Origin of the sequence: Thermus sp. NEB1569 (assembly GCF_022385295.1) — a bacterium.
Taxonomy (GTDB): domain Bacteria; phylum Deinococcota; class Deinococci; order Deinococcales; family Thermaceae; genus Thermus; species Thermus scotoductus.
Genome location: NZ_CP092445.1, coordinates 1,875,467 through 1,891,447 on the forward strand (window position 1 = coordinate 1,875,467; position 15,981 = coordinate 1,891,447).

Annotated in this window: 16 protein-coding genes and 1 tRNA gene; 8 read left to right on the plus strand and 9 right to left on the minus strand. The window is 65.7% G+C overall.

All coding sequences use genetic code 11. The features are described 5' to 3' along the window. Positions 1-492 precede the first annotated feature (492 nt). Genes MI302_RS10710 through MI302_RS10720 form a run of 3 tightly spaced genes read left to right on the plus strand, consistent with a single transcriptional unit; the run spans position 493 to position 3,209 of the window. Positions 493-774: a hypothetical protein gene (locus MI302_RS10710; protein WP_239725770.1), complete on the plus strand. Its 282-nt coding sequence runs from the start codon at positions 493-495 to the stop codon at positions 772-774. Next, entirely contained in the window at positions 771-2,396 is a 1,626-nt protein-coding gene (locus MI302_RS10715) for a hypothetical protein (RefSeq protein WP_239725771.1), read from the plus strand. Before MI302_RS10710 ends, MI302_RS10715 begins: the two co-directional genes overlap by 4 nt. Before the next feature lie 9 nt (positions 2,397-2,405). Beyond that, entirely contained in the window at positions 2,406-3,209 is an 804-nt protein-coding gene (locus MI302_RS10720) for an ATP-binding protein (RefSeq protein ID WP_239725772.1), read from the plus strand. Here the strand turns inward: MI302_RS10720 and MI302_RS10725 are convergent. Together MI302_RS10725 and MI302_RS10730 are read right to left on the minus strand one after the other, a co-directional pair. Further along, positions 3,206-3,610 (minus strand): hypothetical protein, encoded by a 405-nt coding sequence (locus tag MI302_RS10725; protein ID WP_172958111.1) that lies wholly within the window; start codon positions 3,608-3,610, stop codon positions 3,206-3,208. The two genes, MI302_RS10720 and MI302_RS10725, sit on opposite strands and share 4 nt — an antisense overlap. Positions 3,611-3,615: 5 nt before the next feature. Continuing rightward, positions 3,616-5,055, minus strand: a complete 1,440-nt coding sequence (locus MI302_RS10730; RefSeq protein WP_239725773.1) for an O-antigen ligase family protein — start codon at positions 5,053-5,055, stop codon at positions 3,616-3,618. 65 nt (positions 5,056-5,120) lie between these two features. Between MI302_RS10730 and MI302_RS10735 the strand changes: the two genes are divergently transcribed. Continuing rightward, positions 5,121-5,756, plus strand: a complete 636-nt coding sequence (locus tag MI302_RS10735; RefSeq protein ID WP_239725774.1) for a hypothetical protein — start codon at positions 5,121-5,123, stop codon at positions 5,754-5,756. Beyond that, positions 5,753-6,859: an LptF/LptG family permease gene (locus MI302_RS10740; protein ID WP_239725775.1), complete on the plus strand. Its 1,107-nt coding sequence runs from the start codon at positions 5,753-5,755 to the stop codon at positions 6,857-6,859. Before MI302_RS10735 ends, MI302_RS10740 begins: the two co-directional genes overlap by 4 nt. Before the next feature lie 35 nt (positions 6,860-6,894). On the opposite strand, the gene MI302_RS10745 is transcribed toward MI302_RS10740, so the two are convergent. Continuing rightward, positions 6,895-6,970, minus strand: a tRNA-Ala gene (locus MI302_RS10745). A 36-nt stretch (positions 6,971-7,006) separates the two neighbouring features. Beyond that, on the minus strand, positions 7,007-7,234 hold the full coding sequence (gene secG, locus MI302_RS10750; protein ID WP_239725776.1) for a preprotein translocase subunit SecG: 228 nt from the start codon (positions 7,232-7,234) through the stop codon (positions 7,007-7,009). A gap of 122 nt (positions 7,235-7,356) precedes the next feature. Here secG and MI302_RS10755 point away from each other — a divergent pair, with 122 nt between their 5' ends. From MI302_RS10755 to MI302_RS10765, 3 genes are read left to right on the plus strand one after another with little or no spacing between them, the layout of a single operon-like run. Further along, positions 7,357-8,295, plus strand: a complete 939-nt coding sequence (locus MI302_RS10755; RefSeq protein WP_239725777.1) for a threonine/serine dehydratase — start codon at positions 7,357-7,359, stop codon at positions 8,293-8,295. A gap of 50 nt (positions 8,296-8,345) precedes the next feature. Next, positions 8,346-9,548: an ATP-binding protein gene (locus MI302_RS10760; protein WP_239725778.1), complete on the plus strand. Its 1,203-nt coding sequence runs from the start codon at positions 8,346-8,348 to the stop codon at positions 9,546-9,548. A 9-nt stretch (positions 9,549-9,557) separates the two neighbouring features. After that, a complete protein-coding gene (locus MI302_RS10765) occupies positions 9,558-11,189 on the plus strand; it encodes a formate--tetrahydrofolate ligase (protein ID WP_239725779.1) in 1,632 nt (543 codons plus the stop codon). A gap of 32 nt (positions 11,190-11,221) precedes the next feature. Here the strand turns inward: MI302_RS10765 and carA are convergent, their stop codons facing one another. The 5 genes from carA to MI302_RS10790 all read right to left on the minus strand — a co-directional run bounded on the left by carA (position 11,222) and on the right by MI302_RS10790 (position 15,876). Next, complete coding sequence (carA, locus tag MI302_RS10770) at positions 11,222-12,397, minus strand: glutamine-hydrolyzing carbamoyl-phosphate synthase small subunit (RefSeq protein WP_239725780.1); 1,176 nt, start codon at positions 12,395-12,397, stop codon at positions 11,222-11,224. A 74-nt stretch (positions 12,398-12,471) separates the two neighbouring features. Continuing rightward, positions 12,472-12,735: a type II toxin-antitoxin system HicB family antitoxin gene (locus tag MI302_RS10775; protein WP_126202903.1), complete on the minus strand. Its 264-nt coding sequence runs from the start codon at positions 12,733-12,735 to the stop codon at positions 12,472-12,474. A gap of 1 nt (position 12,736) precedes the next feature. Beyond that, positions 12,737-13,276, minus strand: coding sequence for an N-acetyltransferase (locus MI302_RS10780; RefSeq protein ID WP_370687345.1), 540 nt, complete (start codon positions 13,274-13,276; stop codon positions 12,737-12,739). Further along, positions 13,269-14,657 carry an argininosuccinate lyase gene (gene argH / locus MI302_RS10785; protein WP_239725782.1) on the minus strand — a complete coding sequence of 463 codons (1,389 nt, stop codon included), beginning with the start codon at positions 14,655-14,657 and terminating at the stop codon, positions 13,269-13,271. The genes MI302_RS10780 and argH overlap by 8 nt, the downstream gene beginning before the upstream one ends. After that, the gene (locus tag MI302_RS10790) at positions 14,647-15,876 is read right to left on the minus strand and encodes an argininosuccinate synthase (protein WP_239725783.1); all 1,230 of its coding nucleotides are present in this window, start codon (positions 15,874-15,876) and stop codon (positions 14,647-14,649) included. The genes argH and MI302_RS10790 overlap by 11 nt, the downstream gene beginning before the upstream one ends. Between the last annotated feature and the right edge of the window lie 105 nt (positions 15,877-15,981).

Below are 15,981 nucleotides of genomic sequence, written 5' to 3' on the forward strand. Positions count from 1 at the left end.
CAAAGCCTCCCTACGAACTGATGCACGCCCGTTGCAGACTGCGTCTTGGGCCTGAGAACCTCGGCTTGCTCTCCGCCATACGCCCCCATGATACCTCAACTCACAACATGATACCTCAACTCACAACTTGCACCCATGCTCCCGGCCTCTGATTCCTTCGTGTGCTACCTCATAGCTCCCCCCGGATGCCCCAGGCGCCGCACCATGTATAACCCCCCCGCCCCGGAAAGGGGCCTTATCCGCTTAGGGACTATACCAGAGGCAGAACCCGGATCAAGGGCCAAGCCGGTTAGAATGCCCCTATGTGGTTCCTATTCTTCCTCCTCTTCCTCGCCCTGGCCCAGGACTGGGGGCTCACCCAAAGCCAGACCCTCACGGCGGGGGGGCGCCAAGGCGTGGCGGTACAGCCTAAGTCCCGGGGGCGAGGAGGCCCGGGCCCTGTGGGAGGCCCTCTCCCTCCAGTACCGGGACCTCCTAAGGGCAGGGTACCGGGTGGACCTGGGAGGATGGCGGCTTTACTTCCTTGGGGGGAGGCTCCACCTGGAAAGGCACTGCCAGGCGGTGAACCCCGCCTGCTTCACCTTCGGAGCCCTGCCCGTGGACAAGGCCCGGCAGGACCGCTTTTTGATGGAGCTTTCCCACCTCCTGGAGGAGGCCCTCGCCCGGGCGAAGCGCACCGGGGGAAGCGTAAGCCTAAGCCGCCTTTTCCGGAGCGAGGTAAAGCGGGGCGAGGCACCTCCCTACGCCGCCTCTCCCTTAGGCTGGAAGCCATGAGGGCCCTAAAGCGCGCCCTTTCCCTAGTCGGCTTCCTCTTCCTCCCCGCCTTGGCGGGGCCCTGCGAGGGGAGGCCCTACACCCTGGAGACGGAAGCGGGCCTCCTCGGGGGGGAAGAGCTGAGCTATGATGGCGAGGTCCTGGTCTTTGAGGGAAGGGCCTGCCTGGAGCGGGAAGGGTTCTATCTGGAAGCCCCCCGCCTCCGCTACCAGGAAGGAAGCTTCCAGGCGGAAGGCCTAAAGGGCGAGGCCGAGGGCTGGCGGGTGGAGGCCAGGGTGCTCTTGGGAAAGGAGCTCAAGGAGGTACGCCTGGCCCAGGGGCAGCTGAAGGCGGAGGTGGCCTCGCTGGCCCTGGGAACTCCCTTGAAGGGAAGGGGCATCCTTCTGGAAAGCCCCGCCTACCGGGTGCGGGCGGAGGAAGCCACCTTCACCCGGGAGGAAGCCCAGCTCAAGGGCTTCCTGGCCACCCCCTGCCCCTGCGGGGAGGATGTGCGCCTGGCCATGGAAGAGGCCACCTTCCTGGTGCGAACCGGGGAGCTTAAGGGAGACGCCACCTTGGGGCTTTGGGGCCTCGAGGTTCCCCTGGAGGAAGCCCGGGCCAACGTGAACCGGAGGCCCGACCTCAAAAACCCCTTGATCCTTTCCAGCTCGGATACCGGGGGCTGGACCCTGGGCCTACAGGACTTTCCCCTCCCCAGGCCTGGCGATGAGATCGGGCAGTGGCCAAGAAGGTTCACCCTTCTGGCCTCAGGCCTGGGCACTTCCCAAGAAGCCCTGCGCCTGGGCCTACGGGAAGGCGGCCGGGGTGCCGAGGTGCAGCTGGGCTACGCCCCCGGGGTTAAGGCCTACTGGGACGACCTCCTCTTCGCCGCAAGCCCCAACCCTCCCGACACCGACACCCCCAGGCTGGAAGCCCGCTACACCCCCACCTTCCGTTTGGGAAACCTCACCCTAAGGCCCTTCCTGCGCTATGCGGAAACGGCAAGGAGCCAGGGGACCACGGTGGGCCTCGAGGGGGGGTACCGGGAAACCCTGAAGGAGGGGCCCTTTAGCCTTACCTTTAGCCCCAGCCTCCTATTCGCCTTTTACCCCTTCACCCCTTACGCCCCCTACCTGGCCCTGGGGGGAAGCCTGGAAGGCCTGTTCCGGGAAGGGGACCTCAGCCTGCGGGCCAGCTATGCGGGGAGGCTCGAGCCCCTTTCCCCCATGCCCCCTTTCACCTTTGAGCACCGGGACGAGTTCCAGCGCCTAAGCCTGGAGGGGCGGTATGGACCCTTTGGCCTTCGCTACACCCTGAAAAACCCCTTGGGCCAGCGCCTGGACCGGCTGGAAGGGGAGTTCCAGGACCCCGGCCTCGGCACCCTCCGCCTGGGGTATGTGCGGGGTAGCCTGGAGGAACTCCGCCTGGGCTACGCCATGCCCCTTCCCGAGCGCACCTGCTGCCAGGCCCTTTGGCTTTCCCCCGAGGTGGGGCTCAACCGGGAGGGCATCACCCGCCTGGGCCTCACCTTCCGCTACTATGACGGGTGCTTCGCCTACGAGGTACGCTGGCAGAATATCCTGAAGGGCCAGTACGGCGAGGCCACGGGGCAAAGTCTTTCCTTCGGCCTCTCCCTACGCTAGACTGAGGCCATGCCCGAGGTGGAGGGGGAGCGGTTAGGGGAAAGGCTTGAGAAGCTGGAGGGGGTGGTGGAGGCCACCATCCGGGTCCTCCCCCCTTTGGTCCAGGACCTTTCCCGCCGCATCGATACCCTGAGGGAAGAGGTCAAGGCCGAGCTTAGGGAAACCCGGGGCCACATGGAAGCCCGGCTCGGGGCGCTAGAGGAACGCTTGGCCCAGACGGAAAACAAGCTGGAGGCCCGTATCCAGCAGGTAGAAAACAAGCTGGAAACCCAAATCCAGCAGGTAGAAGCCCGGTTGCAAAGCCAAATCAGCGAACTGGACGCCAAAATCTGGGAAACCGAAGGTAAGCTGGAGGCCCAAATCCAGCACGTAGAAAACAAGCTGGAGACCCGCATCCAGCAGGTAGAAAACAAGCTGGAAGCCCAGATCCAGCAGGCAGAAGTCCGGCTGCAAAACCGGATCCAGCAGACCGAGGAGAAACTGGAAGCCCAAATCCACCAGGCAGAAGCCCGGCTGGAAAACCAAATCCGGGAAACTGAGGAAAAGCTGGAGGCCCAAATCCACCAGGCAGAAGCCCGGCTGGGAAACCAACTCGACAGACTGAACGCCAAACTACAGGAGACCGAGGAGAAGCTGGAAGCCCAGATTCAACAAGTCCGGGGTGAGCTAGAGTCCAGGGTCCAAAGGGTGGAGGAAAAGCTAGAAGCCCTCAGGCAAGAGGTTAAGGTGGAGATCAACACCGCCTTCAACAAGGCCATGCTGGTGTTTGCCGCCATCGGCGTAGTCCTGGCCCTCCTGTCCCTTCTTCGCTAGCGCTCCACCCGCAAGGCCCTAAGGAAAAGGTTCCGGTCTTCGGGCGGCTGGTAGAAGTCATTGGTGAAGGCCAAGGCCAGGGTCCCTTTCCCCGTGGTCCTGACCCAGACCTCCATCACTCCCCGCACCTCCCCTTGCCAAAGGACGTGGCTCCCCTCCACCACCAAGGCATTGGGCCCTTTCCCTTGGGCCAGGGTGCCCTCGAGGACCAACCCCACCCGCGCCCTTCGGCAAAGGGGGATCTCCACCACCCCATTGCTCCATAGCTCCGCCCTCTCCGGTAAAGGCCCGGGAACGCAAGCTTCCCGGGTGAGGGGGGCCAGGCGGAAGGCCTGGTCCAAGGACCAAAGGGCCAGGGAAAGCCCGAGGGCAAAGGTCCCGAGGCCCAAAAGCCAAGCCAAGGCCCTCACCAGCGCACCTCCTTCTCCAGCACATAGCGGGGCCTGAGGGCCAGGCGGTGCTGGCTGAGGAGGAGCACCCGAAGCCGGTACTCCCCTTTGGGCAGGTCCTGGGGAAGGGGAAAATACATAGGCTCATCCCCCCGCCACTCCCAGCCCACACGCTGGCAGTCCTTCTGGCAAAGCCACACCTGGACCCGGTACCCCTGGGCCCCCACCAGGCGCAAGAACCCCACCCCCTCCTTGGGGAAGGCCAGGTAGGCCAGGGAAGGAGGGGGCGTAGGTGGCCTGGTGGCCAGGTAGAGGAAGGGCAAGGACCAAAGGAGGGCCGCCGCCCCCGCCAGGCCCAAGGTGGCGGGAAGCCTCACCCCCCGGGCCAGGGCCATCCCCCCCACCAGGAAGAAGATCTCCCCCCGGAAGGGGCTCGGAACGCTGAAGGGATTATCCGTCATCCCCATGGCCACGAAGGCCAGGAGGAGGGAGAAGAGAAGCCCTTCCCCCCAGGCCGCCACCAAAAACCCCCCCACCAGGAGGAGAAGCCCCACCCCACCAAAGATCCCGCTTTCCCCCAGGGCCTGGAGGAGATGGTTGTGGGCGAAGCTCCAAAGCCCCCCCAAAGGCTTAAGCCAGCTGGGGCAGGTGAGGCCGCGGGCCTCGAGGAGGGGAAAAAGGAAGCACTCCCCAAAGAGGGTTCCCTTCAGGTAATCCCCCAGCACATAGGGCCCTACCCCCGTCCAGGGATGAGCCTGGTAGACCTCGTGGGCCCTGAGCCATAACCCCTCGCGCCCCGAGAGGTGGGCTTGGAAGAAGCGCTCGGAGATAGGGGTATCCAGGGTGGAGGCGGCGAAGAGGACAAGACCCGCAAGCCCCAAGGCCCAAAGGCCCCGCCCCCGGAAAAGAAGCCCCCCGGCTCCCCCGACAAGCAGGGCCAGCATCCCCCCGCGGCTTGCCGAAAGGAGCAGGACCGCACCCCCAAGAAGGCCCAAAAGGAGGCGGAAGGGCCAGGGGTAGCGGAGATACACGGCAAGGAGCACCCCCATAGCCCCCATAAACCCCAGGCCCACCGGGCTATGGAAGGAATGCATGAGCCTCTGCTGCACCGCCTGGTCCCCAAAGGTGAAGTAGGTGGCCACGAAGGCCGTTATGTAGAGGAGAAAAAGCCCATATCCTAAGGGCTTCAAAGCCTGGGTAGGGGAAGAGGATCCCGCGTAAAGGGCCACACCGGCGCCCACCAGGCCCAGGACGTAAAGGACCCGGCCCAGGGCCAAGGGAAAAGCCAAAGGCTCTGGGGCCCCAAGGGCGGGAAGGAGGACGGAAAGGGCATAGACCCCCAACAGGCCCAGCGCCCAAGGGGAAAGCCGCCGCAGGTGGCCCAAAAAGAGGGGGGCCAAAAGGGCGAGAGGGGGAAAGAGGGGAGCCAGGGCCAAGGCGAAAGGCAAAAGGCGCACGGGGGACAATATACGCCAAGGAAGCCTTAAGGCGCTCCTCAGAACTCTCGGGTAAAGTACGTGCCATGAACGGGCTTAGCCGCCTTCTTCTCACGGCCATCCTTTTCCTGGCCGTTGCCCTGGGGGCCCGCTTCGCCGCTTTCAGCGTGGAACCCTTCGGCACCCAGCGGGTCAACCTGGATACCGGCGTCACCACCCTGCCCCAGGGGGGGGTCCTCACCGACCACGAAAACGGCCTCCGCCTCAAAGGGAGCTACATAGAGTATAAGGAGGGAAGCTTTGTGCGGGCCAGGAAGGTGGAGCTTCTTTCGCAAAAGGAGACCTTCTTGGCGGAAAGCCTGGAGCACGACATCCCCAAGCAGGAGGCCCGCTTCATCGGCCTTTCCTTCAGCAACCCCGACTTCAAGGGCCTGAAGGCGGAAAGGGCCCTAGCCCTCTTCGCCGAGAACATCGTGGTCCTGAAGGGCAGGGTCCAGGCGGAAAGCCCCAGGCTCCAGGCGGAAACCCTGGTGGTGAACCTTAAGAGCCGGGAGGCCTTGGCCCTAGGAAGCTTCACCTACCAGGAGGGGAAGGCCACCCTGAGGGGCCAGGGGCCAAACGCCCGGCTATACCTGCGCTTTGCCTCGGGAAAGGTCCAGGCCAGCACCAAGGTGCCCCCTAGCGCAAGCCCCCTGGCCCAGTACGCCGCCCGCCTCCCATGACCCTTTACCGGCACATCCTGAAAGAAAGCCTCCCCGTTCTGCTCCTGGCCCTTCTCTTCCTCACCGCCGTCTACCTCTTCGGCTTCTTCTACGCCGGGGCCCGCTGGCTGGAGGGGGTGCCCCTCATCAAGGTGGCCCGCTGGCTCTCCTACCACGTGCCCGGGGTTCTGGTGCAGGTCTTCCCCATCGCTTTGGTCACCACCACGGTCCTGGTCTTCGGCAGGCTTTCCGCGGAAGGGGCCCAGTTCGCCCTCCTCTCCGGGGGGGTTCCCCTTTGGCGGGCGGCCCTGCCCCTAGTTGGAATAGGCGCTTTGCTGAGCGGGGTGGCCCTTTACCTCCAGGAGAGGCTGGTCCCCCACTACAACGAAAAGGTGCGGGTGGCCTGGTGGGACGAGATCCACACCCAAGGGGCGGGGCTTTTCCGCCTAAAGGGCCTACAGATCCCCATCGGCAAGGGGCGAAGCCTCTACTTCGAGGACTTCGACATGGAGAAGAAGGAGATGGTGGGGGTGCGGATCGCCTCCTTCCAAGGGGAAGAGGGCACCTTCCTCTTCGCGGAAAGGGGAAGCTGGGAGGACAAGCGGATCACCCTGAGGGACTACCGCTTCTTTCGCATCGACTTCCAGGAGATCCCCCGGCTGGAAACTGCCCCCGACCTCCTGGCCCAGACCCGCAAGGTCTTCCGGGTGGTGAGCCAGGGCAAGATCATGGAGGTGGAGTCGGACCTCTCCCGGGCCCGGGCCATCGCCGACTATGCGGACACCTTCAGCTTCGGCCAGGATAGCCTCTCGGAGGCCTGGGCCAAGATCCAAGACCCCTTCTTGGCCCCCTTGGAGAAGTGGCGGGCCCGGCTGGAGTTCCACTCCAAGCTGGCCCTGCCCCTGGCCAACCTGGTCCTGGTCCTCCTGGCCGCGGCCATGGCCTTGAGGTATGGCCGGAGCACCGGGCTTGCCTTGGGCCTAAGTGTGGTCCTGGCCCTGGGGTATTACGGGGTCTTCTTCCTGGGACGCTCTTTGGCGGGGATCGGGGCCATCCCCCCGGAGGTGGGGGCCTGGGGGGCCAACCTGCTCTTCCTCCTTTTGGGGATAAGGGCGTTGCGTTAAAAGCCTAGCCCCCTGGGTTTCCCCAGGGGGGTTCCTGGTGGAGCCGAGGGGATTCGAACCCCTGACCTCCTCAATGCCATTGAGGCGCGCTCCCAACTGCGCCACGGCCCCAAGCAACGCCTATGGTACCGAGGGGGAAGGCTTTTGTCAACGGGTCCAGAGGCCGATCACCAGGGCCAGGGCCACGAAGATGACCCCGAGGATCACCGTCAGGCGGTAAAGCCCCCCCGTGACCCCGCGGGCGGAAAAGAGGTCCGCGGAAGCCCCCATGAGGTCCCCGGCGCCCTGCTTGGGCTCCTGCACCAGGACCAGGTAGACCAAAAGCCCCGCCACGCCCAGGTAAAGAAGGATGACCAAGGTGTAAAGGAAGTCCATACCCCTACCACTTTAGCGCGGAGCGAAGGGCGTGTCCACCCGGGCGCGGTATAAAGGGACCAGTCCCGGCCTAGGGGGATGAGGCTCCTCGGCGTGTCCACCCGGGCGCGGTATAAAGAGGTGTGGAGCTTACCGAGATCCATGCCGCCTACCAGCGCATCCGCCCCTACATCCACCGCACCCCCCTCCTCACCTCGAGGCTCATGGATGAGCTACTGGGCAAGCGCCTCCTCCTCAAGGCCGAGCACCCGCAAAAAACCGGAAGCTTCAAGGCCCGGGGGGCCCTTGCCAAGGCCCTGACCCTGGAAAACCCCAAGGGGCTTCTTGCGGTGAGTAGCGGCAACCACGCCCAGGGGGTGGCCTACGCCGCCCGGATCCTGGGGGTCAAGGCCCTCATCGTCATGCCCGAGGAGGCAAGCCCCTACAAGAAGGAGGCGGCCCGGGCCTACGGGGCTCAGGTGGTGGACCAGGGGGTCACGGTGGAAAACCGGGAGGAGGTGGCGAGGGCCCTTCTCCTGAAAACCGGCTACGCCTTCATCCACCCCTTTGACGATCCCTTGGTCATGGCCGGCCAGGGCACCGCCGGGCTGGAGCTCATGGCCCAGGCGGGGGAGATGGGCCTTTTCCCGGAGGCCGTCCTGGTCCCGGTGGGGGGAGGAGGGCTCATCGCCGGGGTAGCCACGGCGGTGAAGGCCTTCTCCCCAAGCACCCTGGTCCTGGGGGTGGAGCCGGAAGGGGCGGACGACGCCCGAAGGAGCCTGGAAAAGGGTGAGATCGTGCGCCTCTCCCAGGCCCCCCAAACCCGGGCGGACGGGGTAAGGACCCTGGCTTTGGGCCAGCACACCTTCCCCATCCTGAAGAGGAAGGTGGACGCCATCCTCACCGTGAGCGAGGAGGCCATCCTGGAGGCCGAGGGCCTCCTCTTCACCCGCACGAAGCAGGTGGTGGAGCCCACCGGGGCCCTACCCCTGGCGGCGGTGCTGGAGCATGGGGAAAGGCTTCCTCAGGTTCTGGCCCTCCTCCTTTCGGGGGGAAACCGCGGGTTTCCCGCCCTCCCCTAGGGCGGGGCTTATCCTTGAAAATCTGACATTACGATGCTATATTTTCAAGGGTGATCCCCCGCCGCCTGCAACCGGTCCTCGAGGAGCGCCTAGGCCAGGTACCCGTGGTGGTGCTCACGGGAGCCCGGCAGGTGGGAAAGACCACCCTGGCCTTGGCGGTGGGGAATCGGCTTGGGGCCTTGTACCTGGACCTCGAGTCCGAAAGGGACAGGGCCAAGCTTACCGCGCCCGAACTCTACCTGGAAGGGTATCTGGACCGCCTGGTCATCCTGGACGAGGTGCACCGGATGCCTGAGCTTTTCCCCGTCCTCAGGAGCCTGGTGGACCGGGCCCGGCGAAGGGGAAAGAGGTCCGGCCTCTACCTCCTCCTAGGGTCCGTGTCCCCGGAGGTTTCCCGCCAGGCAGGGGAAAGCCTGGCCGGCCGGGCCAGCTACCTGGAACTCGCCCCCCTGGATCCCCTGGAAGTAGGGCCGGGGGAACTGGAGCGCCTCTGGCTCCGGGGGGGCTTCCCCGAAAGCTTCCTGGCACCCAGCGACGCCCAAAGCCTCCGCTGGCGGCAGGATTTCCTTCGCACCTATCTGGAGCGAGAAATCCCCGCCCTGGGCGGCAGGCTGCCTGCGGAAACCCTTCGCCGCTTCCTCACCATGCTGGCCCACCTGCAGGGGGAAACCCTCCACCTCTCCCGCCTAGCGGGGAACCTAGGGCTGGATGGGAGAACCGTAGGCCGCTACCTGGACCACCTGGTGGACCTCTACCTCTTAAGGCGCCTCCCCCCATACGAGGCCAACGTGGGTAAACGTTTGGTGAAAAGCCCCAAGCTCTACCTGCGGGATAGCGGCCTGGTCCACGCCCTCCTCGGCATCCACGACCGGGAAAGCCTCCTGGGGCATCCCGTGGTGGGCGCCAGCTGGGAAGGGTTTGTGGTGGAAAACCTGCTCCGGGTGGCGCCGGAGGGCGTACTGGGATTTTTCTACCGTACCCATGCGGGAGCGGAGATAGACCTCCTGCTCCTCTTCCCCTCGGGGGCCCTCTGGGCCATAGAGGTGAAGCGTAGCCTGGAGCCCAAGCCCTCCCGGGGATTCCATCAGGCCCTGGCGGACCTAAAGCCCCAGGCCGCGTTTGTGGTGTACCCAGGGGAGGAAGCCTACCCGCTGGCCCCGGGAATCCGGGCCACCCCTTTGCCAGAGCTGATGCGGAACCTCTGGCACCTAGCCACCCAAGGCGGGACTTCCTTCCCTGGAAAGGCGGAGTAAGCTTAGCCCGTGATCGTCAAGGAAGCGCTTCTACCCATAGAGGAAGTGGCCGGCAAGCTGGGCTTAAGCCGGGATAGGCTCTACCTCTACGGCCCCCACATGGCCAAGGTCCTGGGGGAACCCCCTAAGGCCAAAGGAAAGCTGATCCTGGTCACCGCCATCACCCCCACCCCGGCCGGGGAGGGCAAGACCACCACCGCCATCGGCCTGGTGGACGCCCTATGGCGGCTTGGGAAAAGGGCGGCCTTGGCCCTCCGGGAGCCCTCCTTGGGCCCGGTTTTCGGGGTGAAGGGCGGGGCCACGGGAGGCGGCCGGGCCCGGGTGGAGCCCCGGCACGAGATTAACCTGCACTTCACCGGGGACTTCCATGCGGTAACCAGCGCCGTGAACCTCCTGAACGCCCTCCTGGACAACCACCTGCACCAGGGAAACGAGCTCGGGATCGACCCCAGGCGCATCGAGCTCAAGAGGGCCATCGACATGAACGACCGGGCCTTAAGGCACATCGTCCTAGGCCTGGGGGGCAAGGCCCACGGGGTGCCCCGGGAGGGAGGGTTTGAGCTCACCGTGGCCAGCGAGGTCATGGCCCTCATGAGCCTGGCCCGGGACTTCAAGGATCTAAAGAGGCGCCTGGGAAGGATCCGGGTGGGCTTCACCTACGGGGGGAAGCCCGTCTACGCCCAGGACCTGGGGGCGGTGGGGGCCATGGCCGCCCTTTTACGGCAGGCCTTCCTCCCCAACCTGGTGCAGACGGCGGAGGGGAACCCCGCCTTCATCCACATGGGGCCTTTCGGCAACATCGCCCACGGCACCAACTCCCTAAGGGCAAGCCTCTTCGCCCTGGGCCTGGCGGACTACGTGGTGCAGGAGGCGGGGTTTGCCACGGATCTCGGCATGGAGAAGTTCATGAACGTGGTGGCCCGCGCGGGAGGCCTGGTCCCCGAGGCGGTGGTGCTGGTGGCCACCCTCCGGGCCCTCCGCTACCACGGGGGGCAGGATGCCTACGAGATGCCGGACCCCCAGGCGGTGGCCAGGGGCCTCGCCAACCTGGAAAAGCACGTGGAGAACGTGGAGCTATTCGGCTTCAAGCCGGTGATCGCCCTGAACCGCTTCCCCACGGACGCCGAGGAGGAGATCGCCCTGGTGCGGGAGTTCGCCCGGGAACGGGGCCTGCCCTTCGCCCTAAGCGAGGTCTACGCCAAAGGGGGGGAAGGAGGGTTGGAGCTGGCGGAGAAGGTCCTCGAGGCCCTTTCCCTGCCCCACGCCTACCGGCCCCTCTATCCCCTGGAGATGCCCCTCGAGGACAAGGTGGAAACCATCGCCACCCGCATCTACGGGGCGGAGGGGGTGGAGTGGAGCGAGGAGGCCAGGAAGGCCCTCAAGGCCGCCAAGAAGGAAGGGTGCGAGGCCCTCCCCGTGGTCATGGCCAAGGCGGCCACCTCCCTTTCCGACAACCCCAAGCTACGGGGAAGGCCCCAAGGCTTTAGGGTGCGGGTCACGGACCTGAAGTGCCGGTTCGGGGCGGGGTTTGTGGTGGTCTACATGGGAGGGATTGAGACCCTGCCCGGCCTGCCCAAGGTACCCCAGGCCCTGGGGATCGACGTGGACGAGGAGGGGAACATCCGGGGGATGGACTACTGAGACCGCCCCGGCCTGGAAACGGAAGGGCCGGGCTAAACCCCGTGCCCGTCCGCCCGTTGCTTCTCCACGGGAAGCCCCGTGGCCCCGTGGAAGGCCTCCACCTCCTCCAGGAAGCGGCGGAAGAGGTAGAGGGCGTCGTGGGGGCCGGGGGCGGCCTCGGGGTGGTACTGCACGGAGAAGACGGGATAGCGGGCGTGGGCCATGCCCTCGAGGGTCCCGTCGTTCAGGTTGATGTGGGTGGGCTTGAACTCCTTCAGGGAGTCGATGTCCACCGCGTAGCCGTGGTTCTGGCTGGTGATCTCGATCTTCCCGGTGAGGAGGTTCTTCACCGGGTGGTTGGCCCCCCGGTGGCCGAACTTCATCTTGTAGGTGCGCCCCCCCGCGGCCAGGGCCAGGAGCTGGTGCCCCAGGCAGATGCCGAAGGTGGGAAGTAGCCCCATGAGCTTCCAGATGGTCTCGTGGGCGTAGCGGGGCATGGAGGGGTCCCCGGGGCCGTTGGAGATAAAAAGCCCGTGGGGCTCCAGGGCCATGATCTGGCTCGCCGGGGTCTTGCCCGGCACCACCAGGATCTCGAAGCCCAAAGCCGCCAGGTTCTCCACGATGGCGTGCTTGATGCCGAAGTCCATGACCACGATGCGCCGCCCCGACTTCAGGGTGGGCCAGGCGTAGGGCAAGGGGGTGGAGACCTCGGGGGTCATGTCCCGCCCGTCGATGTCCGTCCAGGCCTTGGCCTCCTGGCGGAGGGCCTCGAGCTCCTCGGGGGTGAGGGCGTGCTGGGGATCCCCGAAAAGGCTGGCGTGGGCGATGGTACCCTTGAGCACCCCTCCTTCGCGGATCTTGCGCACCAGGGCCCGGGTGTCGATCCCCTCGATCCCCACCACCCCGTAGAACTCCATGAACTCCTTAAGGGTCTGCTGGGCCCTGGGGTTGGAGGCGATGCGGCTGAACTCCTTGGCCACGAAACCCTTCACCCAGGGGCGGTTGGACTGCATGTCGTAGACGTTGACCCCGTAGTTGCCCTGGTGGGGGTAGGTCATAACCACGATCTGCCCGTGGTAGCTGGGGTCGGTCATGATCTCCTGGTAGCCGGTCTGGGCGGTGTTGAAGACCACCTCCCCCACCGTCTTCCCCCGGGCCCCGAAGGCGTAGCCGTGGTAAACGGTGCCGTCCTCCAGGACCAAAACCGCCCGTTCCTTTACTCCAGCCATTCCTCCTCCTCGATGCCCGCTTGCTTTAGGATGCGCTTCAGAAGGTCCACACCAGCTCCCTCCGGGAAACCGGCCTAAGCCGCCTCGCCATGGGGCAGTTCGATGCGAACCTCGCCCAGGGGCGGAGGGGCCTCGCCCCGGGAGATCAGGAAGAGAAGCCAGTCCTCCAAGGCGGCCTGCAGGTTGGCCTCGCATTCCCTTAGGCTTTTGCCCGTGGCCCAGACCCCGGGCAGGTCCGGAACCTCCCCGTAGTAGGGCTCCTCGTCCTCTATGAGCTCGTAGCGGGCCCGGGCCATGGCCTCCTCCAAGTAGCGGGTCAGAGTGCCCATCCCATCCATTCTAGCCCCCGAAGGCCCCCGGGGAAAGGTGCTTGATGACGGCGATCTCCCGGCAGTTCTCGTAGAAGGGGCAGGCGTTGCACTCGCTCCACACCTTGGGGGGCAGGGCCTCCCGGGTGGTGACCTGGTAGCCCAAGGAGCGGAAGAAGCCCACCTGAAGCGTCCAGGCGAAGACCCGGGGCAGGCCCAGATCCCGGGCCTCCCGTTCCGCCCCCAGGACCAGCCAGCGCCCAAGCCCCTCCCCCTGCCTGTTGGGGTGCACCGCCAGGCCCCTGATCTCCGCCAGATCCCGCCAGAGCACGTGCAGGGCCACGGTGCCCACGATGTTCCCGTCCTCGTCCTCGAGGACCTGGAAGTCGCGGATGTTCTCGTAGAGGTGGCTGTGGCTCCGGACGAGCATCAGGCCCTTCTCCGCCCAGTAGCGGATGATCCAGTAGATGGCGTCCACATCGCTCAGCCTGGCCTTCCTGAGCTCCACCGCGAGAGAAGGGCGCACCTCGGGCAAGGAAACCGTGGGTAGCTCTATCCGGGCTTCAAGCAAGGCCCACCTCCTTCTTAGCCTCCAAGATCCTTTCCCGCACCGCCATAGGGGCCGTGCCCCCGAAGGAACCCCGCCGGTGGATAGCGGATTCCAGCTGGAGAAGCGGCAGGGCATCCTCGGCGAAGAGGGGGTGGTGGGCCTTAAGCTCCTCCAGGGTCAGGCCCTTCAAGGCCCTACCCTCCTCCACAAGCCTCCGCACCAGGCGCCCCACCACGTGGTGGGCCTCCCGGAAGGGAAGCCCCTTTTCCGCCAGGTAGTCGGCGAGCTCCGTGGCCAAGGCATAGCCCTCCTCCGCCGCCCGCCACATCCTCTCCCGCCGCCACCTAAGCCCAGGAAGAAGGGCGGTGAGGAGCTTAAGGCTATCCCGGTAGGTGGCGAAGGCATCCAGAAGGGGTTCCTTGTCCTCCTGCAGGTCCTTGTTGTAGGCAAGGGGCAGGCCCTTCACCACGGTGGAGAGGGCCACCAGGGCCCCTAAGACCCTTCCCGCCTTGGCCCGGATGAGCTCCAGGATGTCCGGGTTCTTCTTCTGGGGCATGATGGAAGAGCCGGTGGCGAAGGCATCCGGGACCTCCACGAAGGCGAACTCCTCGGTGCTATAGAGGATGAGTTCCTCCGCCATCCGGGAGAGGTTCAGCATGCCGATGTTGAGGGCGGAAAGCACCTCCAGGGCGAAGTCCCGGCTCGCCACCGCGTCCAAGGAGTTCCGCATGGGAGCGGCAAAGCCAAGCTCCCGTGCGGTGTAGTGGCGGTCTATGGGGAAGCCCGTCCCCGCCAGGGCCGCGGCCCCCAGGGGGCTTTCGTTAAGGCGCTCCCTGGCGTCCCTCAGCCTTCCTGCATCCCGGAGAAACATCTCGTAGTAGGCCAAAAACCAGTGGGAAAGCAAGATGGGCTGGGCCCGTTGCAGGTGGGTGTAGCCGGGAAGGACGTAAAGGGGCTCGAGGTGCCGCTCGGCCTCCCGCACCAGAACCCGGCGCAGGTCCAAAAGGAGGGAGAGAAGCTCGTCTATGGCCCCCCGGAGGAAAAGCCGGAGATCAGTGGCCACCTGGTCGTTCCGGCTCCTCGCCGTGTGGAGCTTGCCCCCCGGTGGACCCACGAGTTCGATGAGGCGGGCCTCCAGGTTCATGTGTACATCCTCAAGCTCCTCCCGCCAGGGGAAGGTGCCCGCCTCGATCTCCCGCTCGATCTGGTCCAGGCCCTCGAGGATGGCCCTTAGCTCCTCCTCGGTGAGAAGGCCCACCCGGTGGAGCATCCGGGCGTGCACCCGGTTCTGCCAGAGGTCCTCCCGCCAAAGGGCCCGGTCGAAGGGAAGGGAAGCGTTAAAGCGAGCCGCCAGCTCGCTTGGGCCCTCGGCGAAGCGGCCACCCCAGGTCCTATGCGCCATGGCCCTTCCCTTCCCCCTCGTTCCCTGACGGCAAAGCCTCCACCAAGGCCCGTACCCTGAGCCTCAGGGCGTTGATCTTGATGAAGCCCTCGGCGTCCTTCTGGTCGTAGCCCCCGAGCTCGTCGAAGGAAACCAGGTCCTTCTGGTAAAGGCTTTTGGGGGCCTTCCTCCCCACCACGTAGACGTTTCCCTTGTAGAGCTTCAGCCGGGCCACCCCGGTGACCGCCTGGGCCACGTGGTCGAAGTAGGCCTGGAGGGCCTCCCGCTCCGGGGCGTACCAGAAGCCGTAGTAGACGAGCTCGGCGTACTTGGGGGCAAGCTGGTCCCGCTGGTGGAGCACCTCCCGGTCCAGGGTGAGGCTTTCCACCGCCCGGCGGGCGTGGTAGAGGAGGGTCCCCCCCGGGGTTTCGTAGACCCCCCGGGACTTCATGCCCACGAAGCGGTTCTCCACCAGGTCCACCCGGCCCACCCCGTGGCGGCCTCCGATCTCGTTGAGCCTTTGCAGCAGGGCTGCCGGGGAGAGCCGTTCCCCGTTCACCGCCACGGGATCCCCCCGCTCAAACTCCACCTCCACGTACTCCGGGGCATCGGGGGCTTCCTCGGGGTCCACGGTCATGCGGAACATCCCCTTGGGGGGTTCGGCCCAGGGGTCCTCGAGGACCCCTCCCTCGTAGGAAATATGCAGGAGATTGGCGTCCATGGAATAAGGTTTCTCCTGGGTCACGGGAACGGGGATGCCGTGGGCCTCCGCATAGGCGATCATCTCCTGCCGGCCCTTGAAGCTCCACTCCCGCCAGGGGGCGATCACCCGGATGTCGGGCTTCAGGGCGTAGGCGGTGAGCTCAAAGCGCACTTGGTCGTTGCCCTTGCCCGTGGCCCCGTGGGAGATGGCCTCCGCCCCTTCCTCCTCGGCGATCCTCACCAGGTACTTGGCGATGAGGGGCCGGGCGATGGAGGTGCCGAGGAGGTAGTACCCCTCATACACCGCGCCCGCGCGGAACATGGGGAAGACGAAGTCCCGCACGAACTCTTCCCTTAGGTCCAGGGCGATGGCCTTGGAGGCCCCGGTCCTGAGGGCCTTTTGCCGGGCCTCCTCCACCTCCTCCCCCTGGCCGATGTCCACGGTGAAGGCGATGACCTCGGCCTTGTAGGTTTCCTTGAGCCACTTGAGGATGATGCTGGTATCCAGCCCGCCGGAGTATGCCAGGACGATCTTCATGCTGACCTCGAGTCCGCCCCCTAGGGGGCATGAATAAGTATACACACTGTAGGGCAACCCCTGAACCCGGACAGACACATGTGAGACTGGACGAGTAAAAATGTG

Excerpts from the sequence above, each read along its gene's own strand:
- secG (WP_239725776.1), bottom strand. The coding sequence starts at position 7,234 with ATGGACTTCCTTTACACCTTGGTCATCCTTCTTTACCTGGGCGTGGCG.
- carA (WP_239725780.1), bottom strand. The coding sequence starts at position 12,397 with ATGGCTGGAGTAAAGGAACGGGCGGTTTTGGTCCTGGAGGACGGCACC.
- MI302_RS10740 (WP_239725775.1), top strand. The coding sequence starts at position 5,753 with ATGACCCTTTACCGGCACATCCTGAAAGAAAGCCTCCCCGTTCTGCTC.
- MI302_RS10775 (WP_126202903.1), bottom strand. The coding sequence starts at position 12,735 with ATGGATGGGATGGGCACTCTGACCCGCTACTTGGAGGAGGCCATGGCC.
- MI302_RS10715 (WP_239725771.1), top strand. The coding sequence starts at position 771 with ATGAGGGCCCTAAAGCGCGCCCTTTCCCTAGTCGGCTTCCTCTTCCTC.
- MI302_RS10720 (WP_239725772.1), top strand. The coding sequence starts at position 2,406 with ATGCCCGAGGTGGAGGGGGAGCGGTTAGGGGAAAGGCTTGAGAAGCTG.
- argH (WP_239725782.1), bottom strand. The coding sequence starts at position 14,657 with ATGGCGCATAGGACCTGGGGTGGCCGCTTCGCCGAGGGCCCAAGCGAG.
- MI302_RS10735 (WP_239725774.1), top strand. The coding sequence starts at position 5,121 with ATGAACGGGCTTAGCCGCCTTCTTCTCACGGCCATCCTTTTCCTGGCC.
- MI302_RS10790 (WP_239725783.1), bottom strand. The coding sequence starts at position 15,876 with ATGAAGATCGTCCTGGCATACTCCGGCGGGCTGGATACCAGCATCATC.